Origin of the sequence: Massilia sp. AB1 (assembly GCF_018119385.1) — a bacterium.
In the GTDB taxonomy this organism is placed as follows: Bacteria; Pseudomonadota; Gammaproteobacteria; order Burkholderiales; family Burkholderiaceae_D; genus Telluria.
The window spans coordinates 1-21,877 of sequence record NZ_JAGKSG010000060.1 but is presented as its reverse complement, the minus strand read 5'-3'; the positions used below and the strand labels follow the sequence as shown (position 1 = coordinate 21,877).

The 21,877-nt window shown below is 57.2% G+C and carries 15 protein-coding genes, 1 tRNA gene and 2 pseudogenes; 8 read left to right on the top strand and 10 right to left on the bottom strand.

All coding sequences use genetic code 11. The features are described from left to right. Positions 1-1,045: 1,045 nt before the first annotated feature. The 4 genes from J8847_RS21960 to J8847_RS21945 are packed head-to-tail and all read right to left on the bottom strand — an operon-like array spanning position 1,046 to position 10,726. Positions 1,046-4,441 carry a DEAD/DEAH box helicase family protein gene (locus J8847_RS21960; protein ID WP_211526811.1) on the bottom strand — a complete coding sequence of 1,132 codons (3,396 nt, stop codon included), beginning with the start codon at positions 4,439-4,441 and terminating at the stop codon, positions 1,046-1,048. After that, positions 4,441-7,566, bottom strand: a complete 3,126-nt coding sequence (locus J8847_RS21955) for a DNA methyltransferase (RefSeq protein ID WP_211526810.1) — start codon at positions 7,564-7,566, stop codon at positions 4,441-4,443. The genes J8847_RS21960 and J8847_RS21955 overlap by 1 nt, the downstream gene beginning before the upstream one ends. A gap of 32 nt (positions 7,567-7,598) precedes the next feature. Further along, positions 7,599-10,526: an SNF2-related protein gene (locus J8847_RS21950; protein ID WP_211526809.1), complete on the bottom strand. Its 2,928-nt coding sequence runs from the start codon at positions 10,524-10,526 to the stop codon at positions 7,599-7,601. Beyond that, the gene (locus J8847_RS21945) at positions 10,523-10,726 is read right to left on the bottom strand and encodes a helix-turn-helix domain-containing protein (RefSeq protein ID WP_211526808.1); all 204 of its coding nucleotides are present in this window, start codon (positions 10,724-10,726) and stop codon (positions 10,523-10,525) included. The genes J8847_RS21950 and J8847_RS21945 overlap by 4 nt, the downstream gene beginning before the upstream one ends. A 312-nt stretch (positions 10,727-11,038) precedes the next feature. Between J8847_RS21945 and J8847_RS21940 the strand changes: the two genes are divergently transcribed. Then, positions 11,039-12,253 carry a hypothetical protein gene (locus tag J8847_RS21940; RefSeq protein WP_211526807.1) on the top strand — a complete coding sequence of 405 codons (1,215 nt, stop codon included), beginning with the start codon at positions 11,039-11,041 and terminating at the stop codon, positions 12,251-12,253. A 560-nt stretch (positions 12,254-12,813) separates the two neighbouring features. Here J8847_RS21940 and J8847_RS21935 read toward each other — a convergent pair. Both J8847_RS21935 and J8847_RS21930 read right to left on the bottom strand, forming a co-directional pair. Beyond that, a pseudogene (locus tag J8847_RS21935) lies at positions 12,814-13,224 on the bottom strand (transposase); the annotation flags it as partial. A 269-nt stretch (positions 13,225-13,493) separates the two neighbouring features. Beyond that, positions 13,494-14,660 carry a hypothetical protein gene (locus tag J8847_RS21930; RefSeq protein WP_211526805.1) on the bottom strand — a complete coding sequence of 389 codons (1,167 nt, stop codon included), beginning with the start codon at positions 14,658-14,660 and terminating at the stop codon, positions 13,494-13,496. Positions 14,661-15,306: 646 nt separating this feature from the next. Here J8847_RS21930 and J8847_RS21925 point away from each other — a divergent pair. The 4 genes from J8847_RS21925 to J8847_RS21910 are packed head-to-tail and all read left to right on the top strand — an operon-like array spanning position 15,307 to position 16,671. After that, positions 15,307-15,471: a hypothetical protein gene (locus J8847_RS21925; protein WP_211526804.1), complete on the top strand. Its 165-nt coding sequence runs from the start codon at positions 15,307-15,309 to the stop codon at positions 15,469-15,471. 16 nt (positions 15,472-15,487) lie between these two features. Then, positions 15,488-15,880: a helix-turn-helix transcriptional regulator gene (locus tag J8847_RS21920; RefSeq protein ID WP_211526803.1), complete on the top strand. Its 393-nt coding sequence runs from the start codon at positions 15,488-15,490 to the stop codon at positions 15,878-15,880. 45 nt (positions 15,881-15,925) lie between these two features. Then, on the top strand, positions 15,926-16,258 hold the full coding sequence (locus J8847_RS21915) for a hypothetical protein (protein ID WP_211526802.1): 333 nt from the start codon (positions 15,926-15,928) through the stop codon (positions 16,256-16,258). A 32-nt stretch (positions 16,259-16,290) separates the two neighbouring features. Next, positions 16,291-16,671: a hypothetical protein gene (locus J8847_RS21910; protein WP_211526801.1), complete on the top strand. Its 381-nt coding sequence runs from the start codon at positions 16,291-16,293 to the stop codon at positions 16,669-16,671. Position 16,672: 1 nt separating this feature from the next. Here J8847_RS21910 and J8847_RS21905 read toward each other — a convergent pair whose 3' ends face one another. Next, entirely contained in the window at positions 16,673-16,828 is a 156-nt protein-coding gene (locus J8847_RS21905) for a hypothetical protein (protein ID WP_211526800.1), read from the bottom strand. Between the two features lie 117 nt (positions 16,829-16,945). On the opposite strand from J8847_RS21905, the pseudogene J8847_RS21900 reads away from it, so the two are divergent. Further along, a pseudogene (locus tag J8847_RS21900) lies at positions 16,946-17,206 on the top strand (transposase); the annotation flags it as partial. 159 nt (positions 17,207-17,365) lie between these two features. Here the strand turns inward: J8847_RS21900 and J8847_RS21895 are convergent. From J8847_RS21895 to J8847_RS21885, 3 genes are all read right to left on the bottom strand, one after another. After that, positions 17,366-17,587 carry an AlpA family transcriptional regulator gene (locus J8847_RS21895; RefSeq protein ID WP_211526799.1) on the bottom strand — a complete coding sequence of 74 codons (222 nt, stop codon included), beginning with the start codon at positions 17,585-17,587 and terminating at the stop codon, positions 17,366-17,368. Between the two features lie 46 nt (positions 17,588-17,633). Then, positions 17,634-18,911, bottom strand: a complete 1,278-nt coding sequence (locus J8847_RS21890; RefSeq protein ID WP_211526798.1) for a site-specific integrase — start codon at positions 18,909-18,911, stop codon at positions 17,634-17,636. A gap of 152 nt (positions 18,912-19,063) precedes the next feature. Further along, positions 19,064-19,139 (bottom strand) — tRNA-Arg (locus J8847_RS21885). Positions 19,140-19,333: 194 nt separating this feature from the next. Here J8847_RS21885 and J8847_RS21880 point away from each other — a divergent pair. Both J8847_RS21880 and J8847_RS21875 read left to right on the top strand, forming a co-directional pair. Beyond that, the gene (locus J8847_RS21880; protein ID WP_211526797.1) at positions 19,334-20,221 is read left to right on the top strand and encodes a cytochrome c5 family protein; all 888 of its coding nucleotides are present in this window, start codon (positions 19,334-19,336) and stop codon (positions 20,219-20,221) included. 368 nt (positions 20,222-20,589) lie between these two features. Then, positions 20,590-21,765, top strand: a complete 1,176-nt coding sequence (locus tag J8847_RS21875; RefSeq protein WP_229429795.1) for a right-handed parallel beta-helix repeat-containing protein — start codon at positions 20,590-20,592, stop codon at positions 21,763-21,765. The last annotated feature ends 112 nt before the right edge of the window (positions 21,766-21,877 follow it).

Sequence of the window (21,877 nt, the reverse complement as noted above, 5' to 3'; positions counted from 1 at the left end):
CAGCTCACAGCCCATCTGCGGTGATGGGACCAGTGCTGGATCCGTCCGCGGTGCCCGAAGAGATCCAGAAGGGTTACCGCCGGTGGTAAGCATACGACTTGGGCCTCTACTGATCCGGCCAACACAATGCGGCTCTACAGTACGCGTCCAAGAAAAGTGTCCGAGTCGGACACTTTTTTGCATCCAGAAACCCTGCTTGGGCTTCTGTGCGCGCTGTCATCAATTACGGCGGCTTGACTCTGCGTATCCTCACCGAACATGCCAGCGGCCACGTCGAGGACGGTATACGATCGCCATCCCGAGCGCATATACCCGCGACAACACAACCGGGAGAAACTGACCGCCCTCCTACGCTGCTGCTGACTTCCCGGTATGCCCGACGCGCTAAGCTGCCGAAGCGGGACATCGACGACATCGTTGACGTAATCGCCAATCCGGACGGGGTTGTCATCCGTATGAGGAAAAGCTTATCGCGCGCTGGAAGTCGATGGCGGTCGGCTACGGAGCCAACCTGGCTCGATCGCCATGAAACCATCGAGAATCGAGCTGTATCGAAAACAAAAGAGCCGCGTCGCACGCTGCGGGAAGCACGCAACGAACAATTGCCCGACTGAGTCACGTTTACTCGACTACGCACCTTCCGCGTCCTTAAAAAGTGTCCGACTCGGACACTTTTACCGGCTGCGCACCTTTGCTATCTTCAAAAAGTGTCCGAGTCGGACACTTTTACCCCCATCTATGGGACACGCGTACTACGACTTCGGCTACCAATCGCATTAGCGGCACGGCAGTCATCCACGCTAACATCCGTACGGAGAGCACGGGCGCCGGCAAACGCGTGCAGTAAGCCCGGTCCCAATAAAAGTTAGACCGGTCCAATAAGCACACCTTCCTTGTGCATCATCGATGCAGTCCCGCCAGGCGCACACATAAGAGCCGTCCGCCCCTTATACATCACCGAACAGCATCTTATGGATGTCCCCAACTGCAATATATCCGATCCCGATGCGTCCATCGCATCGGGCATAACTAGCGTCATGGCCCGTCACGTCAACGCCGCGAACAGTTTCTTCAAGTAGGTCTTGCCTCCCTCTTCCATAAAGAGGACGTGGCGGCTTTCCAGATCGGCTTTTTTTGTCGGGTCGCCCACGTTGAGCAGGTCAGAAAACTTCGTCGGCGACAAGATGAAGGCATTCAAAACAAGCGGCGGTTCAGCCGCCTTGGCCTGCGCAGTTAGCGTTGCTTCTAGCGTTTTCACTTCCTTATACAGCCTCAGCTTAGGGTGCGACAGGTCGACATTGCGCAACCCCTTCGGATCGACGAAGGTCAGCCATTGCTTGCCGTTGGCATCGTCCACCAGCCACAGCAGGAAATCCGGATAGAAGTTGCCTGCCAACGCAAATCCCAGGCCTTTCTCCTCTCGATCCGCATTACGCAATAGATACAGACTGCGCGGGCCAATCGCCTCTTTGCCTTCGGCGGAGTTGTAGAACGTCTCCAGATCGCGGACAAACTCCCATTCGCTCGGCGCGTCAAAGGCCAGCGGACGCAGCTTCAGTGGCACAGCATCCTTGTCCTCCAATGCCAGCAACGGATAGTACAGGTGCTGGTCAAAGCTGATGGCCACCATGTGCGGCGCGTTCCATTTGCTAGCCTCGCCAATCTTGCCGTCTGCTACCAGCTTTTTCAGCACTTCCAGCTTCGCCTGATACTCCAGACCGTCGTCGCTGTTCTCGATCTCGAACTGGTACAGCTTGAGCATCGATCCGTGATCTTCGTCGATGTGGATGACGTCGTAGAACTCGCCTTCGTAGCCAGACTTTAGAGCTTTGTAAAAGCGGTCGGTGTAGTCCGTCAGCAGTCGCACTAGGATGTCTTCCTGCTTGCCGATGTCGGCGAACGTCGTCACGTTCAGTTCCGACGCCGGGATAAATAGCGTGTACCAATCCTGCGAGCCCGCACAGAAGTCGATCAACTTCTGCCGCTCTAACCGTAGGTTGCTCCAGCTGCGCTGCAGCTTGTAAGCCTGCAAGGCCAGATAGACGCGATCCCAGTTGAAAGCTGAGAACAGGGCCTGGTTCAGCTTGCCCTTGTTCCGTGCTTCCGTCGTAGGGGTTGTGCCCTTTTCTTTGCTGGACAGCGCCTCGACACGTGGGTACAGATCGAGCACCACATGGGGTGTCTTGATCTTGCCCTGGAACTGCATAGGAATTTCGTACAGCCACGGGAAATGGGTGCGCTTGAATCCGAGTTTCTGGTTGTCCTTGTAACCGTCCTTTAAGGCCAAGGTCTTGAGCTTGCCTTTGGGCAGATTAGCCCGGGTCGGGAATTCCAGCTCCAGCACTTCGTCACTGGGCGTGATACCTTCCTCGCGCAGATAGTCCTTAAACGCAGCCATGTAGCTAGCGCGCACGCCGAAGATGTTCAGGGCCTCTAGCTTGTCCAGATGCACGCCCTTGGGTCGGTCCTGCGGTAAAGTGCGCTTGAGTGAGAAACCCTTGCCTTTGAGACGCACTCCACGTCCGAACAACTGGATGATCTGCGAGCCTTCACCCTGGCCCATGTTCAGCAGACCCATCGTGGACACGCGCCAACTGCTCCAGCCTTCTGTGAATTTCCGCGAGCCGATCAGCACGTTGAGGCGGCTATCTTTATTGTTCAGCGTGCCGAACAGCGCGCCGCCGAAGTCGTCGCGCTCGCTATCGAAGGCTTCCACATCCTCGGCCATCCCGAAGAAGCCGGCATCGTCGCCGATGTTGATGAGGCCGAAGGGATCGGCATCGCCTACGCGCAGCGCCAGCTCACCCTTGCTGCTCTTGATGTTGACCAGTTTCAAGCGCTGACGGGCCGAGGCATTGAACACGCGCAGCAGGATGTCAGCGTATAGCTCATCCATGCGACCGCTGAAGCCCATCAGGGGAGTAAAGCGTCCGCTGAAGATGTTGTTGCCATTAGCGTCGAGAATCTGCGCTTTGTCGGCAACCAGATCAGCCAGCCAGCTCTTAATCTGCGCGTCGCTGTTCAGGAAATCGGCGAGGAAGTTCACCACTTCCAGAATGTCCGACTCCTCGCCGGACACCGTGTTGCCCACGAAGACCCACAGAGGCTTCTCGATGTTGAAGTCGGTCAGCGTATCACGGTGGGTGCTCCACAGCCAAAGCTGCTGGTAGTAGCTGAGCAGGCAAGCGGTGAAATACTTACGGGCGTTGTCCGCCTGCTCGTAGGCTTCGCCATTCATGTTGAGGATCAGCGACTCCTTTCCATAGCCGTCCTCATAAAAGAACTTGTACGAGTAGTCGAACAGAATGCACTTTGCGTAGATCTCGCGGGTGGCGGTTATGCGGGCACGGCGCTTGTCGTCAGTCGATAGCGTCAACTGCGCCTTTTGTCCGTCATCCAAACTTCGCAGGCTGGTGGTGTTGAACAGCGTCTTGGCCCGTTTTTTCTGGATATCGTCTTCCGCTGCCGCAACGGTCATACCCTTTGCCACCGCTTGCCCAAAGGTGGCCGAGTACTCGAAGGCAAAACCCCCTCGCACCAGCGCATCGCGCCGCGTCATCCATGCGCCTGCCGCGGTGCCAGTGCCACGGTGTCCTTCATCCACCAATACCAGATTGTTACCCTCGAAGGCGTCCACGGCGACGGTCTTGTCGCCCATCTCATCGCCGAGCTTGTTGATATCGATGATTTCAATGGTGCCGCGTGCCGGCGACTGGGCCTTGTTGAAGAACTGTGAGAACCCGAAGCCGGACAGGTGCAGCTCCTCCAGGTGTTGCCGGCTCAGTCCTTCGTTGGGCGTGAGCAGGATGATCTTATCCGGATAGTGATCGCTGCGCCCCGCCTGGAAGTAGTGCAGATACTGGCGGATGTTGACGTGCAGGAGCAGGGTCTTGCCGCTGCCGGTGGCATTCCAAAAGGCGATCTTGTTCAGGTCGTCTACCTCGAAGTCGCGGAACGGCTCCGCGCCCGTCTCGGCGCGGTAGCGTGTCATTTCCTCGTTCAGACCGTCGAGCAAGTCCTGACGATGGTTGAAATACCAGTCCAGATACAGCTCGGTGAACAGCAGCGAGAGGTACTGGAAGTACTTCATCTGCAACTCATGGCCTTCCAGCTTGTTTCGCTGGGTGGTTATAGCCTGCCAGTGCGCGACCACGTTTAGATCGTACCGGCGCAGGTCGGCCTCAGGCACCTTGTTGGGATCGAACAAGCCTCGGGTCAGTTCATGGAAGAACTTGGTTTGGCCGTCCTCGTCAATGCCCTCGAAGCGGTCATCGCCCAAGCGCATTTTAAGTGCCGCCAGCGTTCCGCCCTGAAAGAAACTCAGAGCCCAGCGATTGAGCACCAGTTCCTGATGAAAGCTGCGCTTCTTTCCGCCGCGGCTCGAGCGGGCTGCGCCGCTTGTGCCTAAACCGGTAGCAGGGGTCTTGCGTGGTCGTGCCATCAGATGTCCTCCACCGAGAACATACGCTCGAGAAATTCCGGCTCAATTTGGCGCAGCTTGAGCACGCGGGTAGTACCGCCTTCCCCGGCCGTCTGCGTCAGTACGGTGGGGATGTTGTGGTCGCCGTTGATGTAAACCACGTCAAACTCGTTGTCCGCCGGGTTGATGGCCAGCGTGTCACACAGCTTGGCTACACCTTCATAGTTCAGGACATCGCAGTCGCGCCACAGTACTAGGCAGCTTTCACCGCTGGGCAGCGTGCCGGTGACGGTGACAAAGCCGCGAGCAGGCTGCATGTCGATGTGCTTCACGCGCAAGCCGATCAGGTAGTTGAAGGTTTCAACCAAGTCGATCTTACGCGGCTCGAAGGCGCCCGCCGAATCCGCAGCTACATTGAGGGTGTAATCAAAGGGCTTCCTGAAATCCTCTACTGACAGCAGCGAGCCACAGCTTTCTACGTCAAGCAGGTAGTTGAGCAGGTAGTCGTCCTTAGCCTGCTGTGGCAGCGTGTTCAGCAGATCGCCCTGTGCAGACGTGCGGCGCAGTTGCAGGTTGTTCAGAGTGTCTTCGTAGCTTTCGAGTTTGAGGACTTTGAAGCAGTGAGAGATGCCGGTTTTCGGCGTTGTCGGTTTTCCATCCACCCAGTTAGCGGAATATACGACCTTAACGATTCGTTGCTTGATAACAGAGTCAGAGTGGGCCCCCATCTCAACCAGGATGTATTTGTGCTTGCCCCCGAGTTTTCTATTGCGATTAATTGCTGCATGCGCAGTAGTTCCGCTGCCACCAAACAAATCGAGCGTCAATGACTCGTCTTTATCATAAAGAACGGCATCTAAAACTCGCTCCATAGTCCCAAGTGACTTCGGATATGAGAACAGGCCAGCATCTCCAAATATCGCGGTAAGCAGATTCGTACCCCCAGTTGTTGCGTTGTACTGAGAGCCTTGCCAAATGCTAGGAAGTAAGAGTCGTCTTTCGCTATCGTGGTAGATGCGACTAATTACAAAATTTCTCGAGCTGACAATTCGGCCTTCACCAATTGCCTTCTTTGCTCCTTCGTATGAAAGCGACCAAACACGCTCTTCTCCGTTCTCACCAATTGGGTAGACACGCTTCAGTCCGTCTGGCGTATCTTCAAGTGGATAATTCCCTTTAACGACAGGCTGTGGAGGCGGCTCAGCTCCCTTTACCTCAAAAGTTTCCTTGTGCACCAAAACTGCAAAGAAACTTTCGGGACGGCCGGGGTTACCTATGCGGAAATTATTGTCGCCCGTTCCTGCGCGCCTAAATCCTCTGGTTCTCACCCCATCCTCGACAGAGTCACCTCGAAGGATGTCAAGCTCTTTGGGGACCGAGAACATGCAGTACTCGTGTGTACGGGATACATTCGACCTACCTGTTCCCGATCCTGGATAATGCTCAACAACGCACTGGAATACATCCTTGTCTGGATTCCCTTGCTTCACGATCTCTTTCAGCAATGCCGCTTCTGTGTCATCAATCGCGTATGCCGTTACGCCATCATCAGTAAGCAACTTGTTAGACGCGTCAATACGTTCGGCCATAAGCGTTGACCAAGACGAATCCTTGTAGCCGTTCTTGTAAAGGATGGGAGTAGCGTCAGTGTTGTATGGCGGATCGAGGTAGACCAGATCAATTTGTTTTCTGAACCTTTCATCCAGCAAGCGCGCTGCTTGAAAATTCTCTGAATTGATCAGTAACCCGTCTAGATTCTCATCAATTTCCTCAATGCACGACACCAGCCTCAAAATGAAATCTGCGGTAAACAGGCTTGTATCCACCATCCGATACGGTGCAGCCTTCAGGTCTTCGACTACCCCTGGTGCCACTCCATCCCAAACTCCTAGCTGTTTCCATTGCGCCCATTGCTGCTCGTTTGCCGCCACTTCCGGCCACAGTGCTTCCGGCACCCGATCCAGCGTGATGCAGTAGTGGCTGGAAACGACAAACTTCTTCTTCAGCCACAGCTTCTTCTGGAAATTCTCCAGCTGCGCCAGGAATGCAATCAGCTCCAGCGCGATACTGCGCAGGCACTGGATCATCCGGAGGTTCTTCTCGATGTCGGCAAACGCGCCTGCGTTCTGCACATCATCGAGGTGCATGACTTCGTTCTTGATGTAGAAGTCCAGCTCGCGTCGGAGGAAACCACCCAGATCCTTGTGGATGAAATAGTCCGCCGTGTTCTTGGTGGTGTAGTCGGTCAGGTGCTTTTCCAGCAGTGTGCGCTGCGGGTTTTTCTCGGTCGGTGCGCGATTACCCAGGGCCAGCCAGCGGGCCTTGACAGCGGCATCCGCCAGCACGTTTTCCACTGCTTTAGTGAGCAGCGCCTCCTGCTTGGTGCCTTTGGGCTGGGTGGCGTACTCGAAGCGGATGATCAATTCCTTGTTTCCGTCGCTGCCCGATGCTTCTTCCACTGGCACCAGGTTTTCTTCGTACTCGTCGCCGTTTTGATCCACACGGGTGACGGTCTTGGCCGTCACTAGGGCAAAGCGACGTTCTCTGTCATTGTCCTTGCGGTTGTCCTTGGCGGTGTCGGCGGCGGTGAGGCGGAAATGCACCATGCGGCCGTCTTCGAGCTTGAAGGTGTAGTTGCTGAAGTTCTCGCCGCTCTTGGTGTAGTACTGATCCTTGTTGGCCCAATGCAGCATCACCTCTTCACCCGCGTAGGGGATAGCGTAGGTATCGCCCTTGTAGCGGCGCTGGCTGATGAAGTCGCCGTCCTTGTAGTAGCGAGAGAAGAAGGTCAGCAGGTGCGAGAAAACAGCGTTTTCGTGTTCGCTCGCACCGGCACTGTACTGCGCCAACGTCTGACGCAATTCCTGCACCTTAGGCACGGTATCTGGGTTGATGCCATCGGCCTGATACTGGGCTTCCTTTTCCTTTAGTTCGCGCGCCACTTGCTCACGGTGGGCTTCGTTGCCGCTGCTGAGCGCCTGTTGCACCTTTTCAGCTAGCCGGTTTTGCAGGTAGTCGTTGATCTCGCCGGCGCGTGCATTGAGGATACGGTAGATGCCGAAATCCAGTTCTGGTCGGTCGATCTGGAATATCTCGCGCAGCTTGGCGACGAGTTCCTGGAATTTGGGGTTGTGTTTGTTGGTCATGGGTTGCCCTGATCTGGGGTACTTGAATGGGATTAGATCAACTGCCAGCGCACGCTGAACAGCGTCTCGTTGCTTGTTTTTTCTTGCAGGCGTTGCTGGAGCGAGGCAATCAGTTCATCACGCTTTGCGATGATCTCGTCTTCCACAGCGAAGATTTCCTGCCGCTGGCGGCGCTGGCTGCGCTCCAGTTCCGACAGCTCGCGCTGGATGCCGTCCTGCTCCTGCAAGGTGGCGGCCTTACGGGCGTCGCGCTTCAACTGGGCGATGCGGGCTTTGGTGTTCTTTAAGGCCTCCTCGGCGGCCTGCAGCTTGTCGTCGGCCCAGCGTTCCAGTTTTTCGCGTTCTTCATTGAACAGACGCTGGTTAGCTTCCAATACTTCTGCAATGGTGGCGGCGACCGCGCGCTGGCTGTTGGCCAGTAGAGCCTCGGGGAGGGTGGTGCTCAAGGGTGTAGGTTCGCCTGCTGCCGGAATCGCCATCAGCTTTTCGCAGGTTTCCTGATCCAGGACCTGACCATCGTCCGTGAGACCAGAGAACAGCAACGCCTCGGTGGTCTCGAAGGCAGTGACTTCCAGCCGCGCCAGCGTCAGCCAGCCGGACATGCCGCGTAACATCTCGATGATGGAAACGCGTGCGCCGTGTTTGCCGTAGTCCAGCTTCAAGGTGGCAACGGGCGTAGCTGCATGCAGGCTGGCCTCAATGCTCCATTCCCCCAACGGGTGGCTGAGGCGGTAAGCGTGTGCCAGCATATCCGGCTGCGCAGCGCCACGAATGAGCTGATAACGGCCGGGGGCGATTCCCGTTGGCGGCGTGCTCAGAGAAAACGCATAGGACTGCTCGTCGAAGCGCGCGCGGCCATCCAATGCATAGCAGGTGACGCCCCAGAACCAGCGCCCCAGCTTGTCGAGCCGCGCTTCGGTGTCCTGAAGGCGCAGTTTAAGGCGGTCGTGAACGTCTTCATCGAAGTTCTCAAGCAGTTGTGACTGTGTGTCTTTGATGCGGTCGGCAATTACTTCTTCCAACTCCGCTTGCAGGGCGTTGAAGGCGGCTTCGATCTGCTCGGGCTGGCGACAGGTATCGTAGATCTGGAGGATGCGTTTCTCGAAATCGAGGCCACCTTCGATTCGGCCCAGCACTTCGTCGCTCGCGCCGAACACGCCAGAGAACAGCTTGAACTTCTCAGTAAGCAGTTCCAGCACACGCTGATCGGCCTGGTTGCGGGTGTTGAGGAAGTTAATCACCACCACATCGAAACGCTGGCCGTAGCGGTGGCAACGGCCGATACGCTGCTCGACGCGCTGTGGGTTCCATGGCAGGTCGTAGTTGATGATCAGCGCGCAGAACTGCAGGTTAACGCCCTCGGCGGCCGCTTCGGTGGCGATCATGATTTCTGCGCCGGTGCCGTCGTCCTTTCGGAAGTGGTCGATTAACGCAGTGCGGCGATCCACCTGTGGGGAGCCGGTGACGCGATCCGTGCCTTTGTACTCTTCCAGCCAGTGCTGGTAGATAGCGGTGGAGTTTTCATGGTTGTTGGTACCGCTGAACAACACAAGCTTGCCTACGTAACCGTTAGCTGAGAGAAAGCGGTGCAGGTATTCCTGCGTGCGTTTGGATTCCGTGAAGATGATGGCCTTACGTGGCGCGCGCAGCTCGGCCATTTTTCCGAAGCCCAGGGTGAGCGCCTTCAATAGCGCTTGCGCCTTGGTGTCGGTTTGCAGAACCTGGGCGGCATCGATGAACGCCGTCAGCTCTGCAATTTCGGCGGTAATGGCAGCGCGGACGGCAAGGACATCTTTTGCAGGGCCCGGCTTGCTGTCTTCAGCTGGTGCAGTGGTAGGGACTTCGGAGTCTTCTTCGGCCTCGCTAGCCTCCTCTTCCAGATAGTCCTGCTCCAGATCGTCCTCGGCAATGAGCTGTTCGACCAAATTGACGCCGTCGTCTTTCCTTTGATCTGCCGTGAGCAAACCCTGCAGGCGTTCGCGGATGGTAACCAACGTGGCAGCGACGGCGTGCGAACTGGACGCTAGAAGCTTGCGCAAGATCAGCGCAGTGAGATGGCGCTGTTGTTTGGGCAGAGCGTAGGAGTCTTCCTTCTGCAAAAAGGCCGAGATGCGCTCGTACAGCGCCTGCTCGTCGTCAGTAGGGTTGAACGGCTGGGTGAGCGCCTTGCGTTCGGTGTACTTGATGTACTCCAGCACGTCACGGCGCAGTGTGCGTTTTGCGAAGCTAGCAAGACGCTCGCGCAGTTCGTCAAGGCCGGCGCCGCTGTTCATGAACTGCTTGCGGAAAGTGGTTTCGTCACCGAACAGATGCTCGTCGATCAGCGTGGACAAGCCGTACAGCTCCATCAACGAGTTCTGCAGCGGCGTGGCGGTAAGTAGCAGTTTCTTGCGGCCTTGCAGTGCGCGCTTGAGCGCCTGCCCGATGCGGTTGCTGGCGCGGTGCGCGTTGCGCAACTTGTGGGCCTCGTCGATGACCACCACATCCCAGGGCACGGCACGCAGCTCGGCTTCCAGCTTGGCGGCAAACTGATAGGACATGATCACGACCGCCTTGCCAACCATCCTTTGCATGGTGGCGAGCGTGTCCCCGGCGGATTGCTTGCGCAGCGAAACAGCATCTAGCACGGTAGTGGGTACGGCGAACTTGTCGTGTAGCTCCTGCGCCCATTGCTTGCGAAGACTGGCTGGACAAATGATCAGCAGCCGACGCCGCCGCTCAGCCCAGTACTGGCAAACAACCAACGCGGCTTCGATGGTTTTACCCAGACCCACTTCATCGCCCAGCAGTACGCCTTCCTGCAAGGGGTTCCGAAGAGCGAACAGGGCCGCATCGATTTGATGCGGGTTCAGATCAACGCTGGCGTCGAAGAGCGACTGGGAGAGGCGATCGACGCCATCAGCAGCGTGGCGCCGAGTCAGTTCGTGAGCGTAGTACTTGGCATGGTAGGGGGAGATCATTCTGCGCCCTCCGCCTTCTTCGACTGCTCGGCTATCCAGCCATCGATGTCCGCCGTCCGGAAGCGCCATGTTCCGCCAACTTTAAAGGCCGGTATCTTCTTGGCTGCTGCCAACCGGTAGATCGTTCGCTCCGTGACCTTCAGATACTCGGCGACCTCCTTGATCGTTAGGATGCCGCTTTCGCTGTTGTTCTTGGTCATCGCAACGCCGCTTTGGTAGGGAAAAGACGACAGCATAGTACAAAATTTTCATACTTGCTACCAAGAATGTTGGTCATGTCGGGTGCGCATTCTCCGGATGGATGCTGTGCCTGCGTGGCGCCCCTGTGGCCTGGCTCGCGGGAGACGGACGAGATCTAACTCATCTGACAAAAGTTGTCAGATGAGTTAGAGTTCCGAAGGACTGCTACCAGCCATTACAGGCCATCAGTGACGGTAGATTAAAAATGTTCGTTTATAACCGGGGCATAGTAAATAGACATACCAGCTATGGACTCGTTTGGAGCTGTTACCATGGAAGAAAGTCATAAGAAAGACCTGCCATTGGCAATCAAGGTTCATTTTGCCAAGCACCCGCTGTTGCCGACGCTGATTAAGAATCCAACCCACTATGTGCAGTCGCCGTGGACACAGCTCATAAGCCAGCAACTCCAATCCCAGTTCGGAACGCGCGGCGATCGAGATTTTTATCGCATTGTCTTCAGCCCCGGCGCATCCGGAGAGTTGATGACCATTCAGAAAGGGCCGTTGGCGGGCCTGCAGACAACAAGCGTTGTTGATGGTGGAAAAATCAGCTCCGTCGCGGGCTTGGAGAAGGTGGATGGCCAAATATCCCCAAACTTGATGCCCATGCTGCTGACGATGGGCGCACTCAACTCCATTCATGCTCGCCTGAGCTACATTGCGGATATCTGCACCGACATCAGAAACCGTCAAATCGCTGGCGATAAAGCGAAACTTGAACGAATCTCCGAGGTCATCGTTGACTGCTTTGAAAGCATGAGCGAGGGGGACGACAGACTCAATGAGGACAATTTGCGTCGCGTGACAAGCAACACCGACGATTGCTATGAAATCTTGATGACGCTCCTAGACGATCTGCTTGCTCAGCACAAAGAAAAGGAAATGGACTTCGAAAGCTTCGACGAGCACAGCGGTATAGAGTTCTATGGCACGCGCCCAAAACTTGACAAGCCGACCGAAGTAATGCGCAGGCTTATGCAGCACAGCGTCTTTGCTGCTTACGACCGGTATGCTGCAGGTAGGGCTTGCCAAGTTGTGCTGAGCGGAAATTACTCATCAAGCAACATTGGACGCCACAAGAGAGCCTTGGAACGAGTACGAGATTCAATCCGCACAGTCTTTGATGAAAGAATGGAGCGATACAAGAGAGGGGTTGTTTTTCTTCGTCAGATTATTGACAACCTTAACCAAGGCTTTCCGCAACCCCACTGGACCGTGGAAGGAGCCCAACGCGTACTTGATGCGCAGCTCAGTGTCATTGAGAAACTTGAAAGCGAGCTATACGCATTGCTTGACGCGAGAATTGCAGACTTTGATGACATCGCCAAAATTTTCAAAAATGGCAAGTTTCAAGTCCTTGTCGTCGATGGAGCCATGATCTTTAGCGAAGTAGATATACCAGCGCTGGAATGCGAACCGGAAAGCTCCTCCGAATGTTTGACCGTCACAGACCAGAATACTCGAGGACTCGCCCGGACGCACTAACGCCTGCGGTTGATTCAAGGACATTCAAGCGCCTAACAAAAGCCGCCATCGCGGCGTTGGCCCGCATCGCGGCCGGCGCCCGCCACTTAGAATGTAGGCATTTACTTAGACTGGTACGTCAACCGTCATCGCCAATGCGGAGGAATCGTCAGTCCGAGCACTCGCGAAATGTTTTCGAGTGCGGCGATAATTTCGCGGTGTCGGTCCATATTGTAGGCACCGCTAGAGTCCCGCTGCGATAGAAGGGTTTTCAACTCAGGAAGATTATGCAGGCCCAAAGCGTAGAGATTTTTCCACGTCAACTCGCCAAACACTTTGTATATGACTTCGGTACCGTCGCGATCACTAGCCAATCGCTTCGGTCCCGATAATTTTGCGAGAGCCTCTTCGGCCTCTTCTTTCGTTTCGTACGTATACAGATGTTGCAATGGAGCACCAACGGCGAGCGGTTAATTCGATGACCCGGGACGAAGAAACGTCCTCCCTCCGGGCAGATTGTCTCGGATATTGCACGTCGGAGCTCTAGGCTGTCAACAACCATTGATCGGTTTGGTCACATCGGACTCGGTGCGCTCAACGACCCAACGCCATCGGCCGAGCCTTTCGCGCGACTCGACGCCGTATCGCGCGATACGTGCTGCGATGCCTCGTCGGCGCAGCCAGGCGCGATGTGCTCGTGAAGCGTACGCTCGATCGGCATGTAGCTTACTTGGACGTAGGCGTGCACGGCCGGAAAGTCCTTTAACTGCTGGGATGGCTTCTACAAGTGGAACAAGGAAACGCGAGTCGTTCACCTGAGAGCCCGAGATCTTGGCTACTAACGGCAACCCACGTTGATTCACGAGCAAATGGTGGTTGCAGCCGAGCTTGCCACCATCGGTCGGGTTTCGGCCCGTATGCTCACCACCTGCAGGAGCGGGAACACTGGCGGCGTCGACGCTAGCTCGATCCCACATGATCTGGTCGTGCTCGCGCAGCTGTCGGAGGACGGCGTTCGGACGTGTTACCGCCTTTCCTGGCTGCCAAAAATCAGACCATGGCATATCTTCTATGCCGAAGGCCCAGCGCCATTCGTTCATAGGCGAGCTTCGCGAGCTGTTTTGTTGAAAGATGTTTTAAATATGTTTAGTGCCTTTATTTGCCAAGAAATCTCGCTTTCGCAAGGTTAATATTCGAAACCGCTGTAGCCAAAAGTCCCTAAGATTTAGGCACAAGTCCCCAGTAGCATAGCCACAAGTCCTCATGTGGCGGCGTCATCCTTCGGAGGAGTGATCAGTGCTGCCAGTGGCAGAAGACAGGGGTCAAGCGACTCGGCCTGTGTCAGTGCCCACGCACGCCAGTTGCGAAAAGCTTCATCACACAACACTTCGGGTGAACCCCGATGTTTCGTGTCGAGCGCATGTATCAAGGCGCGTATCTCGTCAGCTTGACGCCGATTCGTAGCTTGTGCCAGCAGCCATTCCTGTTGCTTTTGTTCCTGCCGTAGGCGCCGTTCATTCTCTTCCTGCTCGATTCGAGAATGCGCTTCGCGGATTTCCGCCTCAAGTTCATGCTTGCGCTTTATACGCCACTCATGTTGCTCATGGACTGCTGTCCGGTAAGTCAATTCTCCCATCACGAGAAGGTCGCGAGCGATCTCGACAATTCGGGTCTCAAGGGATTGTGTTTCGCTATCAGCCCATTCACACGGGACGCCGGTTATGTGCGGCCACCCCGTTGCTTTCAACGTCATCCTTTCGTCTCTCGGCGGCGCGGAACCTATCTTGGCACGAGCCGTTCTTCGTGATGACTGAATCTCTACCTTGATGCAGGTATCGCCAACCTGAAACATGACGTTGTGCAAATCTGCACTGCTGACCGAAGACGTGCTCCCGGCGTGTTCCATGGCAAGGAACAATGCGTTCACAATGCGGATGCGTCGGAGCGCAGATGGCGAGTCAAATTGCGGTTTGCGCAAGGCGAAGCGATCAGTTTCCAGCGCCCTTTGTCGTGCCTCGTCTTCGTCCAGCAGTGCTTTAATCAGACGATGGGGGTTATACAGACGCTTGGGAACCTTGTGATGTGCCAGTAGGACTTCGGCACGTATGCGCACGGCTTCCACTGGTTCATCAAAAACAGGCTCAGGCGGCAGTGTCAGCGCTTCTTCGCCTGTAAGAGGCCGATAGTTAGGGCTGCCGATTTGCACAGAATCGGATTGACCAAGTGCTCGCGGGGGAAGAGATGTCTTCACTACCCGCTTACTGGAGGCGAGCCTTGCCCAGTACCCACGGGGCGGCATTGGAATGCCAGCTTTCGCGCAAGCTTTCGCCAAGCCGACGTCGGAGATTCTAAGTCTTTTAGCCAACCTTGTTCTTGGCTCACTCCAAACCAACTCATACAGTGCTCGACGCGAAAACTGCTGGCTCACTGTCACTCCTATCATTTGCAAATAGATGGCCCCTAGCCTGCCGTAAGTAGCTCCGTGTGGCTAGCGCTAACCCGCCGGCCTAAGTGCCGAGACTTTACTGTAGTGTCACACATCGCGGCTCTACGGCATCTCCCAAAAGTGTCCGAGTCGGACACTTTTACTTTCGCCTAGATGCCTCACAAGGAGCTTTACTATTCGACCCACACGATGGCGCCTCAGCCCAGGCCAAAAAGTGTCCGACTCGGACACTTTTACTCTCTTCTGGACGCCTTACAAGGAGCTCTACTGATCCAGTCGGCACGAAGTGACTGCCGCGGCGACTTCAGCGCAGCAAGGCCGTACGCTGAGCGTGGCAAATTTCCGAGTTCAGCCAGGAGTAGACGGTCAGCGTTCTTGATTCAACGATCTAACCTTGACGGACGGCCCCTTGGAAACTCAAGAAGAAGTGTGTTCGAGATTCGACGTAAAAGGCAAGCTGCCCGTGTTGATGGAAAGCTTGGGATAGCTCACAACTCACAACGCCTCCGTCGCTGCTCTGGCTACCTAGCGCCGGGGTCATGTCCGAATATGTCCCAATCGAGGACGTGACTGGACAGCAGTGCTGCCTTATCGTTCCTCTGGTACCGATCAACGTATGGAGGAAACCATGACGAAGCAGATGAAGGCAGGCGTGGGCAAGGCTGCAGCCGGCAAGACCCCGATGACGCAGGACCGCGCCTCGGCCATTCAAAGCCGCACGATGAAAGACAATGGCACGGTGTCAAAAGACGATTTCGCGGCGCGCAATGGCAAGGCCAGCGACGGGCGATAGGGCCGGGAACGAAACGATGCCGAAAGACACTATCCAGCTGAATCCCGACAAGGTCCGCCTGCGCATCGCCGTGGCCGGCGGGCCGATCAAGACTCACGCCGTCGGCCTGAGCGAAAAGACCATCCACCGCATCAAGAAGGGGGCACGCACGAGCCTGGCCACGGCGCACCGGCTGGCAGCGATCCTGGGCACGACCGTCGAGGACCTGCTGCTTCCGCCCGGACGCGACGAGGTGGAACGGCAGTTGCCGCACAACTGGTTGTATGAGGGCGTCACGCCATCCGGGGAGCTGCGCCGGCATTTCCCGGCGCAGCTCGCCATCGGCGGCGACGTCGACGGCTACGTCGTCGACCGGCCGCCGTCGGGCTGGCAAGACCCGCTCGACGCGCTGCTGAAGTGGCACCCGTAAGGCGGGAGGAAGATCGTCCTGCGCCGCGCGGCACATGCTTACCTGGTGGAGCTGCACTATTTCGAATACACGCCGGACCGTGCGCAGGAACTCGATTACTACGGGGCGAGCGCCTGCCAGTTCTTCGCGCTGGCGCGCACCGGCGACGAGTTCAGGAAAGCGGCGTTGAACGAGTTCAATGCCGACTGGGTCTGGAGCGATCTGCGGCGCCTGGCGATGCAGAGGGCCGACATCGTCGACGTGGAGGGTACGTCGCCCCCGCGCATCCGCGCGACTACCTGCCGGTCGCACGCTTCTACCGTGGCATGGTCGTATGGCGCAGGATGGAAGGCATGCGCGTGTTCGGCCAGTTGCATCGTGACTTCCGTCGGGCGCTGATCGAGTATCTGGATGGACTGGATCCGTGCCGCGTGCATGTGTCGACGCACGGCTTGGGCATCGAGATCCGGATCGACGCCGTGCGGCCGGCGGTGTACGACCCCTATTGGCAGGACGACGAACTGTGCATCGAGTTCGACCTGGTGTGGTGGACGCCGGACGGCCGCCTGGCGCCCGCGCCCTGGCGCCTGGAGCACCGCGAACGCATCGTCGCCGCGCTCGCCGAGCGCAACTGGGCGGCTATCCATTCCCCTGGCCTGCCGCTGACCTACCCGACGGATAGCCCGGATGACGACGAGGATCCGCCGCTGGCACCCGACCCGCACATCCCGGCGCGCGTGGCCGAAGCCGTGATGGCCCTGTACTGCCCGGCGCCCGAACAGTGGAAAGTAGCGGTCGGTGCCGCCGCCTAACTCATTCCTGCCGCGCCAGCGCCGCCCCGATCCGGTCCGCGACAATGCGCAACTGTGCGATGTCGGCCGGCTGCGCCGAGTGCGGTTTGAGCGGTTCGGTTGCGCGCCGCGACACGACACGACACGACACGACACGACAGTTGAGGATATTGGTCAAGGACCGCTTCGGTCGAGCGCGGAAGTACGCAAAGGTCCGCGTTAGGCTAGCACCTGTGTTCTTAGCCGGACTAATGCCATGGGCAATGCACTCCTGCCCGACGAGCTGTAGCCCCTTATTGCAGTTCATTTTCCAGTGCACCCGCCCTCTCCGAAAGGTGGTCGACCACGCATCGGTGACCGGGCGACACTGGCCGGGATTCTGTTCGTCCTTAGGACTGGAATACCATGGGAGTGTCTGCCGCGTAAGCTTAGGTGCGGTAGCGGAATGACCTGCTGGCGTCGCCAGCACCAATGGATGCGGGCAGGTGTATGGCAGAGTATTCACGATGTGATACCGCGCCGGCTCCGCGAATACGACCAGATCGCGTGGGATCGAGAGTGCCGCACTCTGCACTCTGTGTACCCCAGTTGCTGTGCCTTAGCTGCGGCACAGTCCCAAAAAAGTGTCCGAGTCGGACACTTTTCAGTAGAACAAGCAACACCCGCAACTAACTCGGACCTAAACTGAGATAAGAGGACACCATCTTGGCGGCAATTATGCGAACCGTACCTTTCGCGGACGCCCCCGCTTGACGCTTTCCTGAGTCTTCTCACAGGCGGAGGAAAACACAATCTTGCGATGCAGTTCATCTTCATCCCATAACAGGATTCCTCCCACTTTTTTCGGCTTCGGAATCGCCTCCTGCTGCATGTAAGTCGTGATGGTGCGAACGGAGACACGCAACACTGCTGCAACCTCTTGCTTGGTCAGGTACATAACTTTCTCCCTAAACAATAGTATAGGAAGAAAGTCCATGAACGATTTATAGTGAAGGCGCCAAGTCGATGGCAGCAGGAAGTTCTCCGAGCCGGGACGCCATTAACGCAGGGTCTAATCGCAAATAATGCTTTTCGAGCGTCCGAATATCGGAGTGTCCCGAGAACAGCACGACTTCGTGCACTGTCAAGCGGCATGTTTCGACCAGTCGACTGATGGCTTCGCGCCTGCAGTCGTGAAGACGCGCGTCATAGATTTCTGCTTTATCTGCCGCGTCTCTCCAAGCGTGACTTAGATCGACGCCTGGAACCGAGAAGATGAGCCCGCGCTTTTGCGGCTCTAAGTCTTGTAGGACTTTGATAGCACCAGGCAGCAATGGGACCTCTCTTTCATGAACTTTTGTCTTTTTCACAAAGCCAGGTTTTCGCAAGAGCACGACCTTTCTAGTAAAGTCGACATCTTCCCAACGTAGCGAAACGATTTCACTGCGGCGTAACGAGGTCAGCACAGCGAAAAGTATTGCAGCCTTAAGGCACCTATCCTCGATACCGTTGAAGATGGCCACCAATTCGTTGTCCGAGACGCGACGACGGCGGGGGTCGGCAGGTTCTGGAAGCTCTATCATCATTAAATAGTGAGCTTGCCACCAAGCACCATATACTGGCCAGCGATTTTCCTTCTGAAGATATTTCGTCACTGCACGTCGGAGTAGTTTCAGTTCATGACGTACGCTTTGTGTGCTAACAGGGAAAATTGGCTTCTCGGGTACTTTTTTCCCAGCCTTCTTGCGCGTGTAACGTTGATGCTTGGTCAGCGGTTCTTCACCGCGATCGCCAGACATGGTGGCAGCACGGTTGGGGTCACGCCCTGACCCAAGTTTCCCGGACAGTCGGTCGAGTATCCATTTGCCGATGAGGCCTTCATTCAACTGCTCAGTGGTCAGGGCACCAAACCATTTGCGCAATCTGGCCAGGCGAGAGGCTTCTGTTGTTTGACTCGAAAGTTTGGGAAGTTCGAAGGTTTCAAAAGAGTCGAACACATCCGACAGTTTGATGCTACTTGACGTCCTAAGAGGAAACTCAGCACCGTCAAACGTTTGCCCTAGTTGGCGAGCATCAGGAAAAACCTGCTCTACGGCAACGGCAGCCTTATCTTCAAGAAGTTCTACTCGCCGACGACGCGCCCAGTGGGCGCCCTCCTCGACCGTAGAGAAAGTTGCTGAATCTTTAAGGGGATGGACAACGACTTTGAAGCGGAACGCTCCACTACGATTTTCAACGTAGATATTCTTCTCAAATCGAGACTTCTGTTGCTTCTTTGGCATGACGTAACTCCGTTAGGTGGAGTTACGTATAGTCGAGATTGACCTTCATGACGAGCCGGGCAGAACGTTGGGATTTTCCCCAAAATTTTTCCCAAACCCCGTCCGTGACACTGTGTCTTTGGGCAAAATGCCCTTGGAAGGCGCATGAACAGTGGCGCGGCTGGCGGGGATCGAACCCACGACCCTTGGCTTCGGAGGCCAATACTCTATCCACTGAGCTACAGCCGCTGGAGGAATGCGAAGGATACAGTCTTTCGCTGCCCGCGTCCATGGGAACCGTCGCGCTTCGCCTTGATTTTTCATTACAGCGAGCAAGCTTTATGACTATAATCGACCGTTTGGAGGCATTTGCATAAAAGCACGAAATAAGCTGAATCGGCAATGCTGTAGTGGCAGGTTTTTTTAATCGTATTAAGGAAATCATGAGCGACGCACACAATGAACATCAATCGATGATCCGCACGCCGAAGCAGCTGATCGTCGCGGTCACGGCTTTCTTCCTCGTCATCGTCATCGGCATCATCCTGCTGGTTATCTTCGCCACCAGCGAGCGCGTCACCGGTGCGGGAACCGAGAGTCAGAGCGCCGAGGCCCTGGCCGCGCGCATGCGTCCGGTTGCCGAGGAAGGTTTCACCCTGGTCGACGCCAATGCGCCCAAGGTGCTGCAGGCCGGCGGCGCGGTCTACGCGGCGGTGTGCGCGGCCTGCCACGACAGCGGCGCGGCGGGCGCCCCCAAGGTCGGCGACACGGCCTCCTGGGGCGCGCGCCTGGCCCAGGGCTACGACACCCTGCTCAAGCACGCGATCGAAGGCATCCGCGCCATGCCGGCCAAGGGCGGCAACCCGGACCTGGACAATGTGGAAGTCGCGCGCGCGCTCGTCTTCATGGCCAACAAGAGCGGCGCCAGCTTCAAGGAACCGGAAGCGCCTGCCCCGGCAGCAGCGCCTGCGGCCACCGCCGGCGAGCCGGCCGCCGCTCCTGCGCCGGCCGCTGCTCCGGCTTTGGCGCCGGCCACGGCCAGCCCGGCAGCCGCTCCGGCAGCAGCCCCCGCCGTCGCCGCGAATCCAGGCCAGAACACCTTCAATGCCGCCTGTGTCGCCTGCCATGGCGCCGGCATCGCCGGTGCGCCCAAGCTCGGCGACAAGGCGGCCTGGGCGGCCCGGATCCAGCAGGGCGACGCCGTGCTCTATGAACATGCCATCAAGGGTTTCCAGGGCAAGGCCGGCGTGATGCCGCCGAAAGGCGGCTCGACCGCTTCGGACGCCGACGTCAAGGCGGCTGTCGATTACATGGTCGCCGCGGTCAAGTAAGGAAACACCCCTCTTCAGCATTCACCGCACAGGCCGGGCGCGCTCCCCGCGCGCCAAGGACGGCCTGTACTTCCAGTCAAGCACCTTCCATCCATGGGAGCGGGTCCGCCTGCTCCCGTTTGTATTTCATCACCACATCCTCACGCGCGCCGTCAAGATTTTGCGCGACATTGACGCGTTTACCCGACATTTTAGCTGCACATAGAAAATTTTTTTGAGCAGTATTTCCCTATGAAAATCAGGTAAACTCCCCTGTTCTGTTACAACTGGTTACGTTTTTTCCTTAAAGCAGGAGTTATGCTGGGCAAATGTTTCTTCGGGAAATATTCCTCCGACACAATTCAGCAAGCTTTACAAGGAAACCGTCAATGAAATTCCGCCTGACCCTGATCGCCCTGCTTGGCCTGTCCTCCACTCTGCCTGCTAGCGCCGCCACCCGCTACGTCGGCCCCGGCAAGACCTATGCGACGCCCTGCCGCGCTTTCGCCGCAGCCGCTGCCGGCGACATCATCGAAATCACCGGAAACACGACCTATAGCGGCGACGTTTGCGCCATCACCAAGAGCAACCTCACCATCCGCGGCGTGAACGGCCGTCCGGTGATCGCCGCTGCCGGCAAGAACGCTCTCGGCAAAGGCATCTGGGTTGTCCAGGGACATAACATCACGATCGACAACGTGGAGATGTCCGGCGCCAAGGTGCCGGACGCCAACGGCGCCGCCCTGCGTCTCGAAGGCGACAATTTCACCCTGCGCCGCGCTTTCCTCCACGACAACGAGAACGGCATCCTTTCGAACGCCCGTCCGGCCAGCCGGATCGTGATCGAGTACAGCGAATTCGGCCATAACGGCAACGGCACCGGCCAGACCCACAACCTGTATATCGGCGCCTCTGCCAGCCTGACCTTCCGCTACAACTTCTCGCACGATGCCGTCGTCGGCCACAACCTGAAGTCGCGCGCCACGGTCAACACGATCACCTACAACCGCTTCTCGAGCACGCCGGCGGGCCAGTTCGACGGTACCGCGAGCGGCAAGCCGAGCTACGAGATCGACCTGCCGAACGCGGGCACCTCCTACATCATCGGCAACGTGATCCAGCAGCCGGCCGCACACAGCAACTCGAACCTGGTCGCTTACGGCATGGAAGGCGCCAAGAACCCTGGCCACGATCTGTATATCGTCAACAACACCTTCCTGAACGACGACAGCGCCCGCGGCAACTTCGTGGCTGTCGGCAGCACCGTCACCAAGAAGATCCTGTTGCAGAACAATATCTTCGGCGGCGTGGGGACCCTGACCAACCAGGTCGGTCCGATCGAGAAGAACAACTACCGTTCGCTGGCGCCGGGCTTCGTCAACCGCGCCGCCTGGGACCTGCGTCCGACCGCGAATGCGATGGTGGTGAATGCCGGTTCGGTACCGGGCGTTTCCCCGGCCGGCGTGTCGCTCAAGCCGACCATCGTTTATAAGCACCGCGCTACCGCCGCGGCCCGTCCGGTGCTGAACGCGATCGACGTCGGCGCCTACGAGTCCGCGCTGTAAAACCGGGGCCCGGGGCCTGTCCCCGGGCGCAGCATGACAAGCCGCGCAAGCGGGAATGCCGTTCAGTGCAGACTGGATGGCATTTTCTTTTTGGGAGTCTTCAGCGCAGCAG

Excerpts from the sequence above, each read along its gene's own strand:
- J8847_RS21960 (WP_211526811.1), bottom strand. The coding sequence starts at position 4,441 with ATGGCACGACCACGCAAGACCCCTGCTACCGGTTTAGGCACAAGCGGC.
- J8847_RS21955 (WP_211526810.1), bottom strand. The coding sequence starts at position 7,566 with ATGACCAACAAACACAACCCCAAATTCCAGGAACTCGTCGCCAAGCTG.
- J8847_RS21950 (WP_211526809.1), bottom strand. The coding sequence starts at position 10,526 with ATGATCTCCCCCTACCATGCCAAGTACTACGCTCACGAACTGACTCGG.
- J8847_RS21945 (WP_211526808.1), bottom strand. The coding sequence starts at position 10,726 with ATGACCAAGAACAACAGCGAAAGCGGCATCCTAACGATCAAGGAGGTC.
- J8847_RS21940 (WP_211526807.1), top strand. The coding sequence starts at position 11,039 with ATGGAAGAAAGTCATAAGAAAGACCTGCCATTGGCAATCAAGGTTCAT.
- J8847_RS21925 (WP_211526804.1), top strand. The coding sequence starts at position 15,307 with ATGACGAAGCAGATGAAGGCAGGCGTGGGCAAGGCTGCAGCCGGCAAG.
- J8847_RS21920 (WP_211526803.1), top strand. The coding sequence starts at position 15,488 with ATGCCGAAAGACACTATCCAGCTGAATCCCGACAAGGTCCGCCTGCGC.
- J8847_RS21895 (WP_211526799.1), bottom strand. The coding sequence starts at position 17,587 with ATGTACCTGACCAAGCAAGAGGTTGCAGCAGTGTTGCGTGTCTCCGTT.
- J8847_RS21890 (WP_211526798.1), bottom strand. The coding sequence starts at position 18,911 with ATGCCAAAGAAGCAACAGAAGTCTCGATTTGAGAAGAATATCTACGTT.
- J8847_RS21880 (WP_211526797.1), top strand. The coding sequence starts at position 19,334 with ATGAGCGACGCACACAATGAACATCAATCGATGATCCGCACGCCGAAG.
- J8847_RS21875 (WP_229429795.1), top strand. The coding sequence starts at position 20,590 with ATGAAATTCCGCCTGACCCTGATCGCCCTGCTTGGCCTGTCCTCCACT.